This window comes from Bacillota bacterium (assembly GCA_023511455.1).
Taxonomy (GTDB): Bacteria; Armatimonadota; HRBIN16; order HRBIN16; family HRBIN16; genus HRBIN16.
The window spans coordinates 14,285-31,936 of the sequence record JAIMBJ010000015.1 but is presented as its reverse complement, the minus strand read 5'-3'; the positions used below and the strand labels follow the sequence as shown (position 1 = coordinate 31,936).

The 17,652-nt window shown below is 59.2% G+C and carries 16 protein-coding genes; 9 read left to right on the top strand and 7 right to left on the bottom strand.

All coding sequences use genetic code 11. From position 1 onward, the window contains the following. Positions 1-79: 79 nt before the first annotated feature. The 8 genes from K6U75_09745 (at position 80) to K6U75_09710 (ending at position 9,841) form a co-directional block, all read left to right on the top strand. Positions 80-547, top strand: coding sequence for a carboxypeptidase-like regulatory domain-containing protein (locus tag K6U75_09745; protein ID MCL6475320.1), 468 nt, complete (start codon positions 80-82; stop codon positions 545-547). Further along, entirely contained in the window at positions 531-2,675 is a 2,145-nt protein-coding gene (locus K6U75_09740; GenBank protein MCL6475319.1) for a DUF4965 domain-containing protein, read from the top strand. Before K6U75_09745 ends, K6U75_09740 begins: the two co-directional genes overlap by 17 nt. Continuing rightward, on the top strand, positions 2,642-4,045 hold the full coding sequence (lptC, locus tag K6U75_09735) for an LPS export ABC transporter periplasmic protein LptC (GenBank protein ID MCL6475318.1): 1,404 nt from the start codon (positions 2,642-2,644) through the stop codon (positions 4,043-4,045). The genes K6U75_09740 and lptC overlap by 34 nt, the downstream gene beginning before the upstream one ends. A gap of 12 nt (positions 4,046-4,057) precedes the next feature. Further along, positions 4,058-5,269: a hypothetical protein gene (locus tag K6U75_09730; GenBank protein ID MCL6475317.1), complete on the top strand. Its 1,212-nt coding sequence runs from the start codon at positions 4,058-4,060 to the stop codon at positions 5,267-5,269. 50 nt (positions 5,270-5,319) lie between these two features. Beyond that, positions 5,320-5,817: a ferritin gene (locus K6U75_09725; protein ID MCL6475316.1), complete on the top strand. Its 498-nt coding sequence runs from the start codon at positions 5,320-5,322 to the stop codon at positions 5,815-5,817. A 355-nt stretch (positions 5,818-6,172) separates the two neighbouring features. Continuing rightward, on the top strand, positions 6,173-6,472 hold the full coding sequence (locus K6U75_09720) for a DnaJ domain-containing protein (GenBank protein ID MCL6475315.1): 300 nt from the start codon (positions 6,173-6,175) through the stop codon (positions 6,470-6,472). Positions 6,473-6,493: 21 nt separating this feature from the next. Beyond that, complete coding sequence (locus tag K6U75_09715; GenBank protein MCL6475314.1) at positions 6,494-7,129, top strand: hypothetical protein; 636 nt, start codon at positions 6,494-6,496, stop codon at positions 7,127-7,129. 27 nt (positions 7,130-7,156) lie between these two features. Continuing rightward, positions 7,157-9,841 (top strand): carbohydrate binding domain-containing protein, encoded by a 2,685-nt coding sequence (locus tag K6U75_09710; GenBank protein MCL6475313.1) that lies wholly within the window; start codon positions 7,157-7,159, stop codon positions 9,839-9,841. A 58-nt stretch (positions 9,842-9,899) separates the two neighbouring features. On the opposite strand, the gene K6U75_09705 is transcribed toward K6U75_09710, so the two are convergent. From K6U75_09705 to K6U75_09680, 6 genes are all read right to left on the bottom strand, one after another. Beyond that, complete coding sequence (locus K6U75_09705) at positions 9,900-10,802, bottom strand: hypothetical protein (protein ID MCL6475312.1); 903 nt, start codon at positions 10,800-10,802, stop codon at positions 9,900-9,902. An 82-nt stretch (positions 10,803-10,884) separates the two neighbouring features. Continuing rightward, positions 10,885-11,970, bottom strand: a complete 1,086-nt coding sequence (locus K6U75_09700) for a hypothetical protein (GenBank protein ID MCL6475311.1) — start codon at positions 11,968-11,970, stop codon at positions 10,885-10,887. A gap of 1 nt (position 11,971) precedes the next feature. After that, positions 11,972-13,303 (bottom strand): CsgG/HfaB family protein, encoded by a 1,332-nt coding sequence (locus tag K6U75_09695; protein ID MCL6475310.1) that lies wholly within the window; start codon positions 13,301-13,303, stop codon positions 11,972-11,974. A gap of 28 nt (positions 13,304-13,331) precedes the next feature. Then, entirely contained in the window at positions 13,332-14,342 is a 1,011-nt protein-coding gene (locus K6U75_09690; GenBank protein ID MCL6475309.1) for an S-layer homology domain-containing protein, read from the bottom strand. Positions 14,343-14,545: 203 nt separating this feature from the next. Then, positions 14,546-15,301 (bottom strand): DUF1559 domain-containing protein, encoded by a 756-nt coding sequence (locus K6U75_09685; protein ID MCL6475308.1) that lies wholly within the window; start codon positions 15,299-15,301, stop codon positions 14,546-14,548. 20 nt (positions 15,302-15,321) lie between these two features. Next, on the bottom strand, positions 15,322-15,471 hold the full coding sequence (locus tag K6U75_09680) for a hypothetical protein (GenBank protein ID MCL6475307.1): 150 nt from the start codon (positions 15,469-15,471) through the stop codon (positions 15,322-15,324). Positions 15,472-15,736: 265 nt separating this feature from the next. Here K6U75_09680 and K6U75_09675 point away from each other — a divergent pair, with 265 nt between their 5' ends. Then, entirely contained in the window at positions 15,737-16,942 is a 1,206-nt protein-coding gene (locus K6U75_09675; protein MCL6475306.1) for an endo-1,4-beta-xylanase, read from the top strand. An 83-nt stretch (positions 16,943-17,025) separates the two neighbouring features. On the opposite strand, the gene K6U75_09670 is transcribed toward K6U75_09675, so the two are convergent. Continuing rightward, complete coding sequence (locus K6U75_09670; GenBank protein MCL6475305.1) at positions 17,026-17,598, bottom strand: SIS domain-containing protein; 573 nt, start codon at positions 17,596-17,598, stop codon at positions 17,026-17,028. Positions 17,599-17,652 lie beyond the last annotated feature (54 nt).

Here is a 17,652-nt window from a genome sequence, read left to right as displayed (position 1 = left end):
GAATCCGGGTGGGTCACGTCGCAAGAAAGAAAGGGCGTTTGACTCAGAACTTGCGAGAGAATCAAGGGAGGAACAGGCTTTGCGACAGGGAACGATGAACTCGTTTCGCATGATTGCCGCGCTGGTGGCGATGGGCGCGCTGGCGCTGGCGGCGATGGCAACGCTCAACGGCTGTGGCGGCGGGGGCACGGGAACAGGCGTTATTCCGCCGACCGGATTGCTGGTGCGGGGGACGGTGCTTGACGAACAGGGACGGGCGGTCTCTGGTATCCGTATCATTGTGCTGCCCAATAACGTCAGCGCACTCAGCGGTAGCGACGGCAGGTTTACCATTGACGCGGGAAGTGGCACAGCGCCCACCACCTTTAAGGTAGATGTCAGCAGTCGCGCGAGCGAGTACTACGAAGTCGTCGGTTACCGCGGGCGCAACGTGCAGGGCTGCTCGCTGAACTTGCCTGCACCGGTAGGGAATGTGATCGACATCGGTGTTGTGACCGTCTACTCGCAGGGCACGCCACCACCACCACCTCATGACATCTGCCCGTAAGCGCCCGGCTTCAGAGAGGAGGAGGCGGTTGTATTCGGTAGAGGTACTTTTTGTGGCGCTGGTGGTATGTATCTTTGCTGCTGCAGCGGCGGCAGACAACGGCGACCATCCGCGAAGCGCGCTTCGTCCACCCGCTGTTCCGCTGGTCACTCATGACCCCTACTTTAGCGCGTGGAGTTTTGCCGACCGTCTGACGGACGGCTGGAGCAAACACTGGACGGGTGCGAATCATGCCCTGTGTGGCATCGCGCGCATCGACGGCAAGCCTTATCGCTTCATGGGTGTGCGCCCTGAATCCGTTCCTGTGATGCGTCAGGTGCGGCTACAGGTGTTGCCTACCCGCACCGTGTACACGTTCGAAGCGGACGGTGTCGAGCTGCAGATGACTTTCCTCACCCCCGCTCTGCCTTACACTCTGGAGGTGCTATCCCGGCCGGTTACCTATATCCTGTGGCAGGCACGCGCCACCGATGGCAAGCGGCACGAGGTCTCGCTGTATCTGGACGCCTCCGCAGAGTGGGCGGTGAACACTACCGACCAAAAGGTGGTCTGGTCACGGTATCGGATGGGGCAGATGGACGTGCTGCGCGTGGGCACTCAACAACAACCTGTCCTTGAGAAATCGGGAGACAACCTGCGCATCGACTGGGGATACCTCTATCTGGCTGTGCCGCGGCACTCAGGAGATGAGACCATCATCGCCCCGGAACATCTGACACGCAACGCCTTCGCGCAAAACGGCAGGCTACCCGACTCGGATGACCTGCGAATGCCCCGCCCCGCCCATGACGACTGGATTGTGCTGGCGTGTGCGCTTCATCTGGGAGACGTGGGCGAGCAAACCGTCTCGCGACACCTGCTCATCGCTTACGATGACCTCTTCTCCATCGAGTATTTCTACCGCAAGCTGCGCCCGTACTGGCGGAGGGCGGGAATGGAGATAGACGAACTGCTCCGACAGGCAGAGCAGGATTTGCCCCGCTGGCAGGAGGAATGCGCCCGATTCGACGAAGAACTGCTGGCAGACCTGAAAAAAGTGGGCGGTGAGAAATACGCGGACTTATGCACGCTCGCATACCGGCAATGCCTCGCCGCGCATAAACTGGTCGCCGATTTCGACGGCACGCCGCTGTTCTTCTCCAAAGAGAACTTCAGCAACGGCTGTATCGCCACTGTGGATGTGACGTATCCATCCTCACCCTTCTTCCTGCTGTTTAACCCCGAACTGCTGAAGGGGATGCTCACGCCCGTGCTGGACTACGCCCGCTCGCCGCGCTGGAAGTTTCCCTTCGCCCCGCACGACCTGGGAACTTACCCGAAGGCGAACGGACAGGTGTACGGCGGCGGAGAACGCTCCGAAGAGAACCAGATGCCGGTAGAAGAATGCGGCAATATGCTGCTGATGGTCGCCGCGCTGGGGAAGGCAGAAGGTAACGCGGATTACGCAAAGAGGTACTGGAGCCTGCTGACTCAGTGGGCAGAATACCTGCGCGAAAAGGGACTGGACCCCGAAAATCAGCTCTGTACCGACGACTTCGCCGGTCATTTGGCACATAACACCAACCTGTCGCTGAAAGCGATACTGGCTCTGGGTGGATACGCGATGTTGTGTCGCATGGTGGGTGACACCGCTCGCGCCGACGAGTATCACCGCCTCGCCCGCGAGATGGCGCAGCAGTGGATGCGCATGGCAGACGATGGCGACCACTATCGCCTCGCCTTCGATAAACCCGGCACATGGAGCCAGAAATACAACCTTGTTTGGGACCAGCTGCTGGGTCTGAACCTCTTCCCGAAGGAAGTCGCGGGCAAAGAGATTGCGTATTATAAAACGAAGATGAATCCATACGGGCTACCGCTGGACAACCGAAGCCAGTACACCAAACTGGACTGGACGGTTTGGTCAGCCACACTGGCGGAATCGGGCGAGGATTTTAACCTGTTCATCGACGCCGTGTGGCGGTGGATGAATGAAACGCCCAGCCGGGTGCCCCTTACCGACTGGTACTGGACGCACGATGGCAAGCAGGTGGGCTTTCAGGCGCGGTCGGTAGTAGGTGGCGTGTTCATCAAGATGCTTACGGACGCCGACGTGTGGCAGAAGTGGCTGGCGCGGTGCAGACGGTAACCCTGCCCACTTCTGTTCGTCTAACCATAGGAAAAATGCGTAACTGGCGCGCGGCGATACCCTCGATTGTGGCTATGCTTTGCATTGCCGGGCTGGCGTGGTGCGTCCACCGGCTTCAGCAGATAGACCCCTTCGCTCGCCTCAATCCCCTTTACGCCGACGCAGGCATGGGTAACGTGCTGGTGCGTTTCAGCGAAACAGAAGTGGTTGCTCGCCAGATCAATACTCCTCTGTGGCGGATGAAGGTGCAACGTGCAGACCTCTCGCGAGACCGTCAGCGCTGGCTGCTAGATGGCGTGCAGGAAGCGGTGCTGTATGATGACGGCAGACCGGCGTGGAGGCTGACCGCCGCACAGGCGCTGTACGAAGGCGCATCACGCTTTCTTCAGGTCGCAGATGCCCACCTGTATGGCAATCCGGTTCGCCTGACCTGCTCCCAGGCAACATGGCGCGACCAGACACGTGAGCTGCAATGTATGGGCATCATTCGGGGATTCCTGCGCGACGGCGAGTTCACCGCACAAACGCTGCGCTACCTGGGCAGACAAAAGCGTCTCGTCGCGGAAGGGGTGCGCCTGACCATGCATACATCGCTAGAACCTGTCGCTTTCCTGCAGGCGGAACCCCCGGGGCAGAACAGCGGCGAGAAGCAGGCTAAAACCCGTCGGGTGGAAATAACCTTCAAACGCCTGGAGGAACAGCAAGGCAAAACTCGTATTGGCGAGGGACTGGTTATACGAGATGGCGACACCATCATGACCGCCGACCGTGCCGAACAGGATATCAAGGCGCAAATCATCCGCGCCAGCGGTAACCTGCGCGTCACCGACCCGCGCGTGGACCTCTCCGCAGACAAACTCACCATCGAACTGAAGGAGAAGCGTGCGGTACTGGAAGGTAACGTCAAAATCCTCGTCAAGCCCAAACAGTCGGAGGAACAGGTCGCCCAGCCAGCCAGCGAAGAAACCCGCTCGCTCAAAACCGAGATGCGTGAGCCGGTGCAGATTACCTGCGACCGCGCGGAGAACCTGTACCAGAAGAAAATTATCACTCTCACCGGCAACCTGAAGATGGTGCAGATACTGAAGGAGAGCGGCAAGACACGCACGCTCACCGCGCAGAAAGCGGTCTACAACTCGCGCACCGAGCAGGTGCAGCTGACAGGTGACGTTCACGGCGTGGATGAAAAAGGTCAGGAACTCATCGCTCCCGAAATCCTCGTCTCGGTAAAGGCAGGCGATGAGTGGCTGAAGATTAGCCAGCCGGGCAAGATGGTGATACTCGTCGAAGGGGAAGAGGAGACGGAGGAAACGCCCGCCGCCACCCAGCCAGCATCACCGACCACCCCACCCCAACAGGGACAGCGCTGAGGTGGGCAAACCATGTTGAAGATGTTCGGACAACCGGTTTCCCGTGGTATCGCCGTCGGTACAGCGATGGTGCTTCGAGCCACCGACCTGCGAGCCACCATAGACCTGTTCACCGCTTACGAATCGCGCCATCGGGAGCATCTGGGTTTCGTCGCAGTGTGTCGCGACATCGCCTTGGGCGAGGCGCTGTGGCGGGCGGGCGCAGGCGTCAGTGCCATCGTTGCGGAAAGCCCCGCCACGCCACAAAGTGGCGCTATCGGCGTACCCGCGCTGGTGGGCGTTTCGCAACTGCTGCTCAACGTGCGCGACGGCGACATCGTGATTGTGGACGCCAATCACGGCTTGCTCATCGTAGACCCTGATATGCGCCTGATGACGCAGTACCAGCGTCAGGAGATGCACCCCAGTGGCAAACGCTACGTGCTGGGATTGACGCATGAAACCGCCCGTACGCTGGACGCCCACCCCATCCGCGTAATTGCCCTCAGCGACACATGGCAGGATGCCGTGCAATCGCTGGAGGCTGGTGCGGACGGTGCCTTTTTAGATGCCTGTGCCAGCGAGCGGTGCCTGTTGAACCCGGCGGCGCTACACGCGCTGTTGCAGGGAGCGGCGGGCAAATCCCTGTTGCTGGAACTCCCTGTCCTGCCTGATGAGGCAATCTGGCGCGCCATCGCCGAGTCGACTCTGCAGATGGTTATCACCTTTGTCCTGCCCTCTCTACGGCAAGGCGAAGTGCATGCCTTTCTGGATAGCCTTCAGCAGGCACAAAACAGGCTGGAGGAAGAGGAGGGCGCGCTGCTCTTTCAGGATGCTCTGCTGGGCGGATGGACACTTCCCTCCCCCCTGCCCGATTTTCCGGAGGTCGCCAACGTCCGCGCCGTCTACCTGCGGGAGACGGCAGTGCGCAACTGGTTCGAGGCACAGTGGCTGCAGGAGCTGGAAAACCTCACGATGTTTGCACAGACAAGACTGCTGGCGCGGGGTATGGTGCTGGGGGCGGAAAGCGAGTGGTTAATACCCCTTGCCGTAGGAGTTGGCATCAGCGAACTGCTGTTACCTCCTTACCATGTCGCCTCCGCAAAAGAGATAATCCCCTACCTCTCCTACGAGCAGTGCCGTGAACTGGTGCGCAGTCTGCAGGTCACCGGCGATGCCTGCAGGAACCGCCAGAAGGTGCGCCGTTTTTACCGTCGCTTGAAAAAGCAGATGCAAAACGAGTAAACTTTCAGTGGGAAACTATTCTGCGACGGCAGAGAAGGAGGGAAACGACCATGACCACCTTGATTAGCCCCGAGCTGAACCGGGCGTTTAACGAGCAGATTGGACGCGAGCTTTTCGCTTCAAACCAGTATATCGCCATCGCCTCGTACTTTGACGGACGCGCGCTGAAGAAGCTGGCGGCGATGTTCTTCAAGCAGTCTGAGGAAGAGCGCGAGCACGCGATGAAGTTCGTGGAATACCTCAATGAGGTCGGCGGTACGGTGGAAGTACCCGCCATCAGCGCTACCACCAGCGAGTTCAAGAACGCGGAAGAGGCGGTGCGTCTTGCCCTGAAGTGGGAACTGGAAGTCACCCATCAAATCAACCAGCTGATGACGATGGCGGTCGAGCAGAAGGATTACGCGGCTCAGGAGTTCCTCGACTGGTTCGTGAAGGAACAGGTGGAGGAAGTCTCCACAATGCAAGACCTGCTGCAGATTGTGCAACAGGTTGGTGAACACTACCTGATTATGGTGGAAGCCTACCTGTCGCACGGCGGCGGGGAGTAATCTGTCGTCTGGTTGCATCGGGGGCTGGTTTCTCCCGATGCAGCCGTCATCACCAGTCGGTTACCACCTGGAAGGCGTGGTTTGTGCCGAGCCGTAAAACGACGCCACCTGCGAGGATGTCGGGTGGGAGTGCGGCTCACCTGAAGATTCGCCCTCCAGACAAATGCCCCGAGTCCCCCACGGCTATTGCCTTCATTCCGGTCTTTCGTGTAAGATACATTGGAGTAACCTGCGAAAGGTGTCTGAGAGCATGTGTGCGGTGGCGTTGATTTCTTTCATTCTGGCGTGGAAGTTTCCCATCTTCTGGCTGGTGTTCCTGTGGGCACTGTGGGCGATGTCGCGACAGAGCAGCGCGATGTACGACAACCGTTCCCAGCAGACCTCCTACCAGACGCCGCCTCCACGCACAGAGCCGCCTCGTGCCCGCAACACGCTGTACGACTTGCTGGAGGTCAGCCCTACCGCTTCGCCGGAGGTCATTAAAGCCGCTTATCGGCAGCTCGCCCTGAAATACCACCCCGATAAACAGCCGGATGCGCGCAGCCGTCAGCAAGCGGAGGAACGCATGAAGCAAATCAACGCCGCTTATGACATCCTTTCCGACCCCGCGCGGAGGGCGGAATACGACCGCCAGTTGCGCGAGGGACTCATCTAATGCACAAGGAGGGTATTTGCCATGAAGTGTCCCAAATGCGGTGCGGAAGTCAAGGAAGGACTGGCCGCGTGCAGTGTGTGCTTTGCGCCGTTGACGGGCGAAGAGGCTGAGCGCATCGCGAAGGCGGCGAAAGAGTCTCCACCGGTGCAACTCACCGCGCCATCCCCAACCAGAAGTTCCAGCGGCAAGGGAGGTGGAGCGGTCGCCGCGATACTGGTCATTATCCTGATCGCAGCAATCGGTGTGGCAAGCTGGTATTACTTCATCTTCCTGCGTTCGCCGCAGTATGCTGCCCGCCAGTTTCTGGACGCCCTGAAATCAAAGGACTACGAGAAAATATACCAGTCCTGTATGTGGACGGGGTTCCTCGGCTTCGTCAAGAGCGGACAGGATGTGCAGCGGGTTTTTGACATGGCGAAGCAGCTTGGTCTCGACATAAACATCGATGCCTACTCGATCCAACAGGTAACCACTGAGGAAAACCGCGCAACCGTCAAAACCACAGTAAGGCGCGGCGGCAAAGACGACGACTGGAACGTGATTATGGTCAAAGGGGAAGACGGCAAGTGGAAATGCGACCTTCTCGGCAGCGTCGTATCTGCGATGGGCGGCTCTCTCAGATTGCCGTCTCTGCCGGGATTGGGTACGGGTAGATGATACTTCCATAATAGGAGGGAAATTGTCATGCGCAAGATATGGCTTTCCGTTACCCTTTTGCTGATCGCAAGCCGTGCGTTTGCTCAGGATGACCTGTTCCCCTTTGTGGTGCCATGGGATGTTGCTCCAGCAGGCGTCGCGGACATGAGTGTCCTCCTGCATCGCCCTGCAGGAAAGTTCGGGCATGTGCACGTGGGCGCAGACGGACATTTTTACGTTGGCGCGCAGCGTATCCGCTTCTGGGGCGTCAACATGACAGCCGACGCCTGCTTTCAGCACAAAGCAAACGCGCCGAAGGTCGCCCTGCGCCTGGCTAAGGCTGGGGTGAACGTGGTGCGATTTCACCACATGGACGCCCCCTGGGCGAACCCCTCGCTGATCAACTATGCCGCGGGCGGCTCACGCCAGCTGAACACGCAGGCGCTGGATAACCTCGACTACTTCTTCGCGCAGCTGAAGAAAGTGGGAGTCTACGCCAACCTGAACCTGGTGGTGCATCGCCTGTTCTCTTCACGCGACGGTCTGCCCGCAGAGATAGACAGCGTCACCGATATGAAAGACCAGCACGTGATAGGCTTCTTCTATCAGCCGATGCTGGAACTGCAAAAAGAGTACGCACGGCTGCTGCTGACTCACCGAAACCCTTACACCGGTTTAACGTATGCCCAGGACCCTGCCGTCGCCTTCGTAGAGATAAACAACGAAAACGGGCTGATTCACGGCTTCCTGGGCGGCGTCACCGACCGCATACCGTCGGTGTTTCAGACTGACCTGCAGCGGCAATGGAACGAATGGCTGATTGCTAAGTACGGCAACACCCAGGCCCTGCGCCAAGCATGGGGCGAGCGCAATGAACCGCTGGGCAGTGAAATGCTGACCAACGGAGATTACACCAGCGGACTGAACGGCTGGATACTGGAACAACATGCAGGGGCGCAGGCTTCCGCCACGCAGTCCACCAGTGCACCACCGGGATATACACGTTCCGTGCGCATCGAAGTCACCAGGCCCGGCACACAGAGCTGGCACGTGCAGTGGAACCAGCCGGGATTGACGGTGGAGGGCCGACGGCTATACACCCTTTCCTTCTGGGCGCGAGCGAACACCAGCCGAAGCATCACCGTTGCCGTCGCGATGGCGCATGACCCGTGGTTAGGACTCGGTCCCTGGATTTCGGTGCCGTTGACCACTTCCTGGCAACGATTTGAATATACCTTTGTGGTCAGCCAGAGCGATACCAACGCCCGTGTACTTTTCACCGGCATGGGCTTGCAGACAGGTACCTACTGGATCACAGGGGTGTCACTGCGCCCGGGAGGCACTATGCGCGTACTACCAGAGGGACAAACGCTGGAAGCGAAAACCGTTGGCAACGTGCTGCGCAGTAACTGGGGAGCCACCCCTGAGCCCGTTCAGAAGGACTGGTTGCGCTTCTTGCGGGACATTGAGGAACGCTATTGGACCAGCCTGTACCGCTATCTGAAACAGGACCTCGGTGTACGCGCGCTGGTGACGGGCACCATTGTGGGCTGTACCACGCCCAACCTGATGGCACCGATGGACCTGGTGGACACTCATTCCTACTGGCAACACCCCGAATTTCCGGGTGGAAGCTGGGACAGTAGAAACTGGTTTATCCGTAACATCCCGATGGTGAACGAACGCGGAGGCACCCTCACCTCGCTTGCCCCAAAGCGGGTGCTGGGCAAACCGCATACACTGAGCGAGTACAACCACCCTGCGCCGAATACCTTCACGAGCGAAGGGTTACTGATAGCGGCGGCCTACGGGCTCCTGCAGGATTGGGATGCCATCTACTTCTATACCTACGCACACCGCCGCGATGACCTCAGCGCCCGCAGGATTACCGGCTTCTTCGACATCGACCAGCATCCCACGCAGTGGATAAGCCTCGTTGCCGCCGGCGCGATGTTCTTGCGCGGAGATGTGGCTCCTGCCCAAAAGCTGGTGGCGGTATCGCTCAGCCGCGAACAGGAGATAGAGACTCTGCGCGGCAGCTGGGCGTGGAGGCTGGTGGACGGTTCCGATGTCGGTCTGCGTGGAGAAATGACACTTAAACACCGTGTTGCCGTAGCCACAGAAGGGCAGTCGCTACCATCCGATGCCCTGCGTCCCGACCAGGTAAATACCTCCGGTAACACTCTCATCTCCGATACTGGGCAGCTCAAGTGGGACTGGAGCGTATCAGGCAAGGGTGTGATTACCGTTTCGTCGCCGCGCAGCAAAGCGGTCATCGGTTTTGGGGGAGGTAGGCAGTTTGACCTCGGTGACGGCGTGCAGGTAGAACCTGGCAACACCCGCCAGAACGGCTTCGGCGTGATTACGCTGACCGTCAAGCAGGGCGCGCTGTCTCCACAGGTAACCCAGACGACCCAGCTGCTCATCACGGCCACGGGCTATGTGCAGAATACGAACTGGGGCTGGCAAGAACTGGGTGACAACCGTGTTACCGTGCGCGACAACTGGGGTACTGCTCCGACGCTGGTGGAAGGCATTCCTGCCCGAATCACCCTGCCGATGCCTGCCGGTGCGGTGCAGGTGTATGCGCTGGATGAGCGTGGCGCACGCAAGGCGAAACTGCCTGTAAGCAGTGACTCTGGCGGCAGAGCGGTCATTCAGATTGGTCCGCAGTACCGCACACTGTGGTACGAGGTGGTCGCCACGGCGCGGCGAGCGGTCACGCCGAGATAAACGGTCAGATGGTGTGCATGCAGGAGGCTTCTGCAGAACTGCAGAAGCCTCCCATCATTTAATCCACCACGAAAATCACGCGGCACTCGTTCAAAAAGCCGGAGTTCTCGTTCGCGGTGAGCAACAGCCGCACGTCGTTGTCGGATAGCACGGGGTCTGTGCGACCGGGCGTTTTGGCGTAGCCGACTGCCCGCAAGATGAGCGGATGGCGTCCCGCACGCCGGTTTGCCTTCGCCTCCTCCAGCGTCTTGGCATACGCGACGATGCCCTGCTCTATCGCGAAGTCCGTGCTCACAGACACTGTGCCCCAAACCTCCGAACCGTCCTGTCGACGGATCTTGGGGCTCATGGCGGGGCGAATACCCAGCCCGAGCGTGTCGATAATCACGCTGGTGTAAGCGTTGCCCGATACCGCCGGTGCAGGAACCGGCGCAGGTTGCGGTGCCGGCTTTGTCACCACTGGCAACGGCTTAGCAGGCTCGGAGGACTGAGCGGCGACTTCTGGTATCAGGATGCGGCTGAGACCATCTTCTCCATACATGCGAACAGCCATCGTTACTTCCACCGCTGGCGCACCGTTGAGCGTGATGGTCCGCTCACTCACTACCTCCGCTCCCTTCACAAAGCCCCGCACCTCGGTGCGAATGCGCTCGTTCTTCACCTCGAAGTCTTCGGCATACGCAGTGGCATCCACGCGCACCCGGTCGGTCACCATCAGCAGGTTCTCCAGAGCCATCATCACGGCATAACGGCGTGCCTTCAGATATGCCTTCGCTTTGTTTGGCTCATTGGTCGGCATCGCGCCTATGCCCTTGCCGTAGATAACGCCGTACTGCCAGTCTATTTTGCCCTTATCCCCAATTTTCTCCACCAGACCAACCATCTGGCTTTGTGGCAGCTTGCTTTGCGCAAGCACCGTTGCGCACACAGCAAGGGCGATGAACATTGCCCCGTACTTCATGGCAAAACCCTCCTTCGCGTCTCGTTGTCTTTTGAAAGGTTCGTCTGTGTTGCCCGCACTGGCTCCTGCCCTCCCCGGCAACTCACCGCAACGCCAAACGTATCAAACTGGGCGAATGGCGCAAAATGACCACTCGCTTGTTACCTGCCTGCAAATGTAACAGTTGCCTGCGAAACAGAGCAGGCGTTGACCGCACCACAGCCTCTACCACTCCTTCACCCGCCTCCATGCGCTCACGTTCCACACTCACCACACCGCGAATGCCGCGCAGCTTGTCCGCGAACTGCGAGAGGGTTCGGTAGTCCGCACCGCGTATTACCAGCCGCACGCGATACCCGTTTTGCAGCTGGCTGACCCACGCGCTCAGTACCCGCTGCCCCAGCGCGGCTTTGCTCTCCTCCACCAGTTCTCGTCCCAGCGTTTGCAACGCCTCTCGACGCGCCTCCTCGTTCGAATTGAAGCTGAAACCGGTCGCTTCCCAGCGAAAAGGAGGCACTATCACCGCGCCCGTATCTGCCCACACCACGCGCACATCCGCATACGCTTTCTGAGTAGCGACCACCTTCCCCAACCCATACGGGGCATCCCGGTCACCAAGGCAGATGCCTGCCTCTGTGCGCACAGTGCCCGTGATGAACACCTCCGCCGGGTTGCTCGAACCGTCCGCCACATCGAAGCCCCTGACGCGCAAAGCATGTATCAGTGCGGCAATGCTGAGCGGTTCGGGCTGGCGCGTGTCGGCAGAGAGCAGCTTCACCCCGATACGGGGACGCTCTAAAGCGATGTACACCTCCGGTATCTCCCAGAGGTCCTTGACCGCATCCGCCGTGCTGACCACCGCCCGAATCCGAACCCTGACCAGCCCGCTACGGCTATCCCAGTCCGGCTCACCCAGCATTTCCCATCGTTTGACGTAGCCCTGACTGCGGGTGCGTATCGTTTCCCACACGACCTCGAAGTTCTGCGCCAGTGCTTCGGCATTGACCAGAACGCCCAGTGCTTGTTCCACTGCGTTGCGCTTGGCGTCCAGTATCGCCTCCTCTATCGCCGCGGCGCGGTCGCTGCCGATTGCCGCCATACCAGAGGCGACAATCTCGACCTCCTGCGAGACGGCTGGTGCCCCTCCGCCGATGACCATCAGCACAAGCGCAACGATGAGAATACGCATCTCAGTCCACCAGGAAGACCACACGCCAGCGTTTCAGGAAGCCTCCCTGTCTCTCTGCCTCCAGCACCCGCTCTGCATCCGACACGGTAATTACCACCGTGTCTCGGGCTGCACCTTTCACCTGTATCGGGCGCACGTATACCGGATTGCCCCCTGCTCGCTGGCTCTGTTCCTCCATCTTCACAAAATCTGCGATACCGTATTCCTGAATGTAGTCCAGCGGCGGTACGTTGCGAGGGTCGGGATAAATCTGTCTGCCATTCGTGTCGATGACCACCGGGCTCATACAGGAACGCATCCCCAATCCCCTGGCATCGACCACCAGTCCCGTCCATGCTCCCGCAGATGCAGAGGTCGTTGCAGGCTGCAAGGAGGCTATTTGTGCAGTGGGAGGCGGAGGCACGAGCCTCGCCAGTAACCCCGCCAGCTGTCGTCGTTTGAGCACCTGGTGGGGTGAAGCCTCCTGAATGTCGCGAATATAGCCCTGCTGCCGCGCCTGATAGACATACGGACGTGACCAGGGTGGCAACAGTGCGAGTGCTCCCTCGGCGTATGGCTGTTCAGAGAATCGCTCCGGGGGTAGAGCCAGTCGGGTTAACGCGACCACAGCACGCAGTGCGTTCATCAGGTCGCCCGGACGCGAGGCATCTATCTCCAGCCTGCCTTCCCATCGTCGCGCAGCAGCCAGGCGGGAGATCACCCGCGCAAAATCGCCCACCGTCACCGGCTTGTCCGGCAGGAAGTAGCCGTCTGGCGTTCCCTGCATCCAGCCCTGTTGTACGACATAAAGTATTTCAGGGTCGTCCTGCGCATCTGCTATCCGCACGTTCGGAGAAGTCCACTTCGCCGTGCCGGGTTCCACAGAAGCGAGCTCCTGTCCTGTCAATCGCACGTGCAAACGGTTTGCCAGGTCGCCCAGCAAAATGTACAGGTCGCTAAGCTTGCCCTGCACGTTCTCCGCCCGTCCTGCCATCACCTTGCCAGTGCGTACATCCACCACCCGCGCGTTGATGACTATCTGGTTACCGCGCAGGTAGAAACTACCCACTATAATCGCATCCGCACCGACTAGCTTACCGACCTTTCTGGCTTGAGCGGGTTCCGTCAAACCGGTGCTCTGGAGACGCAGCTCCCGCAACGCCTGACCGAGCTGCGAGCGTTCCACCAGCGTGATACGCTCGGACTTCGCCAAATCCGTACCGAGCGTCTCGGCTATCTCCTGCCCGATCTCCGCAGGCTTACCCACAAAATCGCTGACCGCAATGACCTCACCAGCCGCTTGTGCGATAACCGCACAAAGCAGGAGACCCCAGGACCACATCCATCTCCACATGACGGCACGCTCCTTTCCTTGTGCCCTCTTAACGCTCTCCCGCAGATACAGACGACGCCGGTGCAGAAGACGTTATCCTGCGTTGCAGCTGCTCTTCCGTCAGGCGCAACAGCATCGCCAGATGAGCGCGGGTGAGAGGCTTGTGAGGGGTATTTCCCAGCCACGAGGTAGCCCATTCAGGCACATCGAGGAAGTAGGACTGTCGCCCTGTAACCAGCGCCCCGACGAGGCGCACCGCCTCCATCCGGCAGACAACGTTGGCTCCATCACCAGATGGGAAAAGGCGGGAGTCATCCATCTGATAGCGTCGGGCAAGGCGACGTAAGGTTTCATAGAGATAACGCCCGGTTACCGGCTCGTGCGGACGAAACGACCCATCCGCAAACAGCCTCATGCATCCCTTCGCCAGCGCAAGGGCGATAGCCTCGCTTTCCGGCAGGTTTCCCCAGTCGGGTGCGGGCGTCTCAGGGCTCCGCGACAAGCCAGTGTCTTCAGCAAGGGTCGTCCTGTTCACAGTGGGCACGGCAGGAGGCGTGACAAAACCGGGTAGGCACTCACCGGTCAACTGGTAGTGCAGAGCATTTGCCAGTTCATGTGCCAGCGCGAAAAGCTCATCGCTCCAGCCTTCCACGTTGACCGCTGCTCCCGCATAGAGCGCGCCGGTGCGCACATCCAGCACACGGGCATTCAGTATCACCCTCTGTTCGTTGACGCTCAGGCTACCGATAACCACATGGGTTGCCCCGATGATTTTGCCGGCTCGTGCCATGTCACCGCTTTCCGTCAGGCCTGTCTTCTGCAACCGCAACTCGTTCAACGCCTGCCGCAGCTGCGCTCGTTCCACCAGCGTGAGCCTGCGCGATTTAGCCAGGTCGGTCAGGACAATCTCGGTCGCCGCCTGGCACAGTGCAGGACTGTCACCGGTGAAATCCGAGACCGCGAGCGCAAGCGGAGACCCTTGCTCGCCCTTGGTCGGCGTAGCAAACACCGCGTTGGCAAACAGTAAGATGAAAAATAGCCCGCGAACCACCGTTGACACCTCCCCCCTCTCGGGGTGAATCAATTATACAACGTGGAGCGGCTGTTGTCAATACGGCAGCAAGACAAAGGAGCAGGGTGATTGTTTACAAGAAGATTAAGGGCACAGGTAAAGCGCGGGTCAGACCATGAAGACCCCGTTGCCAGAGAAGACTCCCCGCCACGGGGTGGCGGGGAGTGCAGTTGCCGCCTTCACACGAGAACCTACGGCAGGTTCGCGATATTGTCGGGCAGTTCCTGGATCACCCAGTTACGTACCTTCGTCGAGTGTTTGCGATGGTAACGGGCGTGGCCGTCCACGTACACCGCATTGAAGCCCTCATTGTGGCGATAAGCAACGCCAGGACCGTTCGGGTTACGATGTAGGTCAGTGATTATATCCGCCCATGTCTCGATCCATCCGTCTCGGCTGTCCATGATCGCGATGACCTCAGCTGGACGCGATACCGCAGCCAGCGCGGTACCACGGCGAAGCCCCCAGTAGCGACCACCGTCCCACGGGCACGCGAAGCCTAAATCCGCAGTTAGTCCGTTCGCCCCATCGATGTAGCAGATAACCACATTCCAGCTGTAGCTGGAGTAGTAGACACCTTCGCCACACTGGGTACCAGGCACATCGGCAATTGTGGGGTCAAACCAGCCAACTCGTACTTTCTCGGAAGGACAGTTCTTGAGCCCGCGGTTCTTGACATACGGCTCGATCATATCAAGCCACCACCGATGCCCTAAACAGTTTTCGGGCGTGCCGAACAGGTGGGTGCTGCCGCCACCGAAGCGTTCATCGTAGTCCTGTACGTACATGGCGACCGCCAGCCCCAGCTGCTTGAGGTTGGACAGGCAGGATGCGCTTCGCGCTTTTTCGCGCGCCTGCGCAAACACCGGGAACAGGATGGCTGCCAGTATCGCGATAATTGCGATGACCACCAGCAGCTCGATGAGAGTGAATCCTCTCCGAGTCATTTGTTTGGTTCGACCTCCTTCTACTCAGAATAGGTTGGTATTGTCGGCGCGGTCATCTGGGGCTTGACAACCTCTTTCGGTTTGGTAGCCTGCCAGTAACCGATTGCGACCAAAATCAGTACGACCACCACCACAATCGCCACCACGAACGGTGGTATTTCTGCGCGCATAGATTGTTACCCCCTCCCTCGCCTCATGTGCGTCGGCAGTCTGCCGTAATACATTTGTCTCGATTTTAACATAGCTAAATAACTCGAGTCAATGCCCATTCTGCATGCATACGAAAAAAGACCGTATCAATACTGGGAAAAGCGAATATTCAACTTATCATTGATACTTTTCCAGCAATGCGCGGCTGACTTAGCACGCGAAGGAAATAGGTCGTTTTGCATCAAAATAACCATTGAGTTACTTCATAATCGTTGGAGGGTTGCTATGACTGCGGAAGAAATCCTGAAGACCGCTGATAGCCGCATCGAGAAGCACCGCAAGGCGGACTTTACCGTGAAAGTGGTAGACAGGCAGGGCAAGCCCGTCGCTGGTGCCCAGGTCGAGGTAGCCCAAACTCGTCATGCCTTCCTGTTCGGATGCAACATCTTCCCGCTGTTCTCTTATCAGGGTGAGATGCACGAGAAGTACGGCAGCCAGTTTGCTGCCCTGCTGAACTATGCCACTCTGGCATTCTATTGGGGCATGTATGAGCCAGAACGCGGTCGCAAGGGGCGCGAGGAACAGGAACGCATCGCCCGATGGTGCCAGCAACGCGGTATTGCCACCAAAGGACACCCGCTGGTGTGGCATACAGTGTATCCCCAGTGGGCACCCAACGAGGTAGACCAGGTAAAACCCCTTCTGCTTGAGCGTATTCGTGAGATTGTTTCGCAATTCAAGGGGTTGATCGACCGCTGGGACGTCGTCAACGAGGCGACCGAACCGAATATGCCCGTCAATGGCGTCAGTAACTGGATAAAGCGCGACGGGTCGGTGGCGGTGGTGTTAGAATGCCTGACCTGCGCACGCGAAGCCAACCCCAAAGCGTTTCTGCTGTACAACGACTGGTACATCCAACCTCCTTACGAGAAGCTGGCGGAGGAACTCGTCCGTCGCAACGCGCCCGTCGATGCCTTTGGCCTTCAATCCCACATGCAACGTGGTGAGTGGCCGCTGGAGCGAGCATGGCAAATCTGCGAGACCTATGCGCGGTTCGGCAAGCCGTTGCACTTCACGGAAGTCACCGTCCTTTCGGGACAGCACGGCTGGGAACTGCCACGCCCCTGGCGCACCACACCGGACGGCGAGGCGCGGCAGGCGGACTACGTGGAGAAGTTCTACACCATTCTCTTCTCCCATCCGGCAGTGGAAGCCATCACCTGGTGGGACTTCATGGACGGCGGCTGGATGGGCGCGCCGGCGGGTCTGGTTCGTGAAGACCTCAGCCCCAAGCCAGTGTATCACCGCCTGATGCGCCTTATCAAGGGCAAATGGTGGACGAAAGAGACCGTCCGCACGAACGCGCGTGGGGAGGCGAAGCTGCGCGGCTTTCTCGGCGACTATCAGGTCACGGTGAACGCGACCGCTGGCAGACGCACCCAGCAGTTCACCCTGAAGCGCGGCAGAAACGAGTGGGTGATCAGGCTGTAAGGAATAGGCGAGGGGCACGCACTGCGTGCCCCTCGCGCCGTTACCAAACCTATTTCGTGATACTTCATCGAAAACCGCTTCTGCTATACCCTTCCCGCGATTCGCTCGCGCATCCCCGAGAAAAACAGATGCACCAGTATCATGTGCATGTCTTCGATCTGCTGCATATTCTCGCAGGGCACGATGATGCTTTCGTGCGCGATAGCCGCCAACTTGCCGCCGCGGTAGCCCGTCAACCCGATGGTGTATGCGCCCTGCTCTTTTGCCGCTTCTACCGCGTGCAACACGTTGGGCGAGTTACCGCTGCCGCTGATGGCAATCAGCACGTCGTCCTTGCCCAGCCAGGTGCGCACCTGCGGGGCAAACACGTTGGTGTAATCGGTGTCGTTCGCCCATGCGGTGATGATGGAGATGCTGTCGGTCAACGCCAAACATCGAAACGGCTTGCCGAACAGGTCGTACAGGCACTTCTGGAAGTCGTTCGCAATGTGCGAGGCAGTGGACGCACTCCCCCCGTTGCCCACCAGCGCCAGGGTGCCTCCCCGATGATAGAGGTCTACCAGTCGCAAAACGATGCTTTCCACCTGCTCGACGGGAACCTGTGCTACCAGATGCTGCACCGTGTCCAGATACCCGGTAAGGTATGTCTTCAACATGCGTGTCCTCCGCTCCAGAATCTATCGCCATTATACCCTACCGGCAAATCGAAT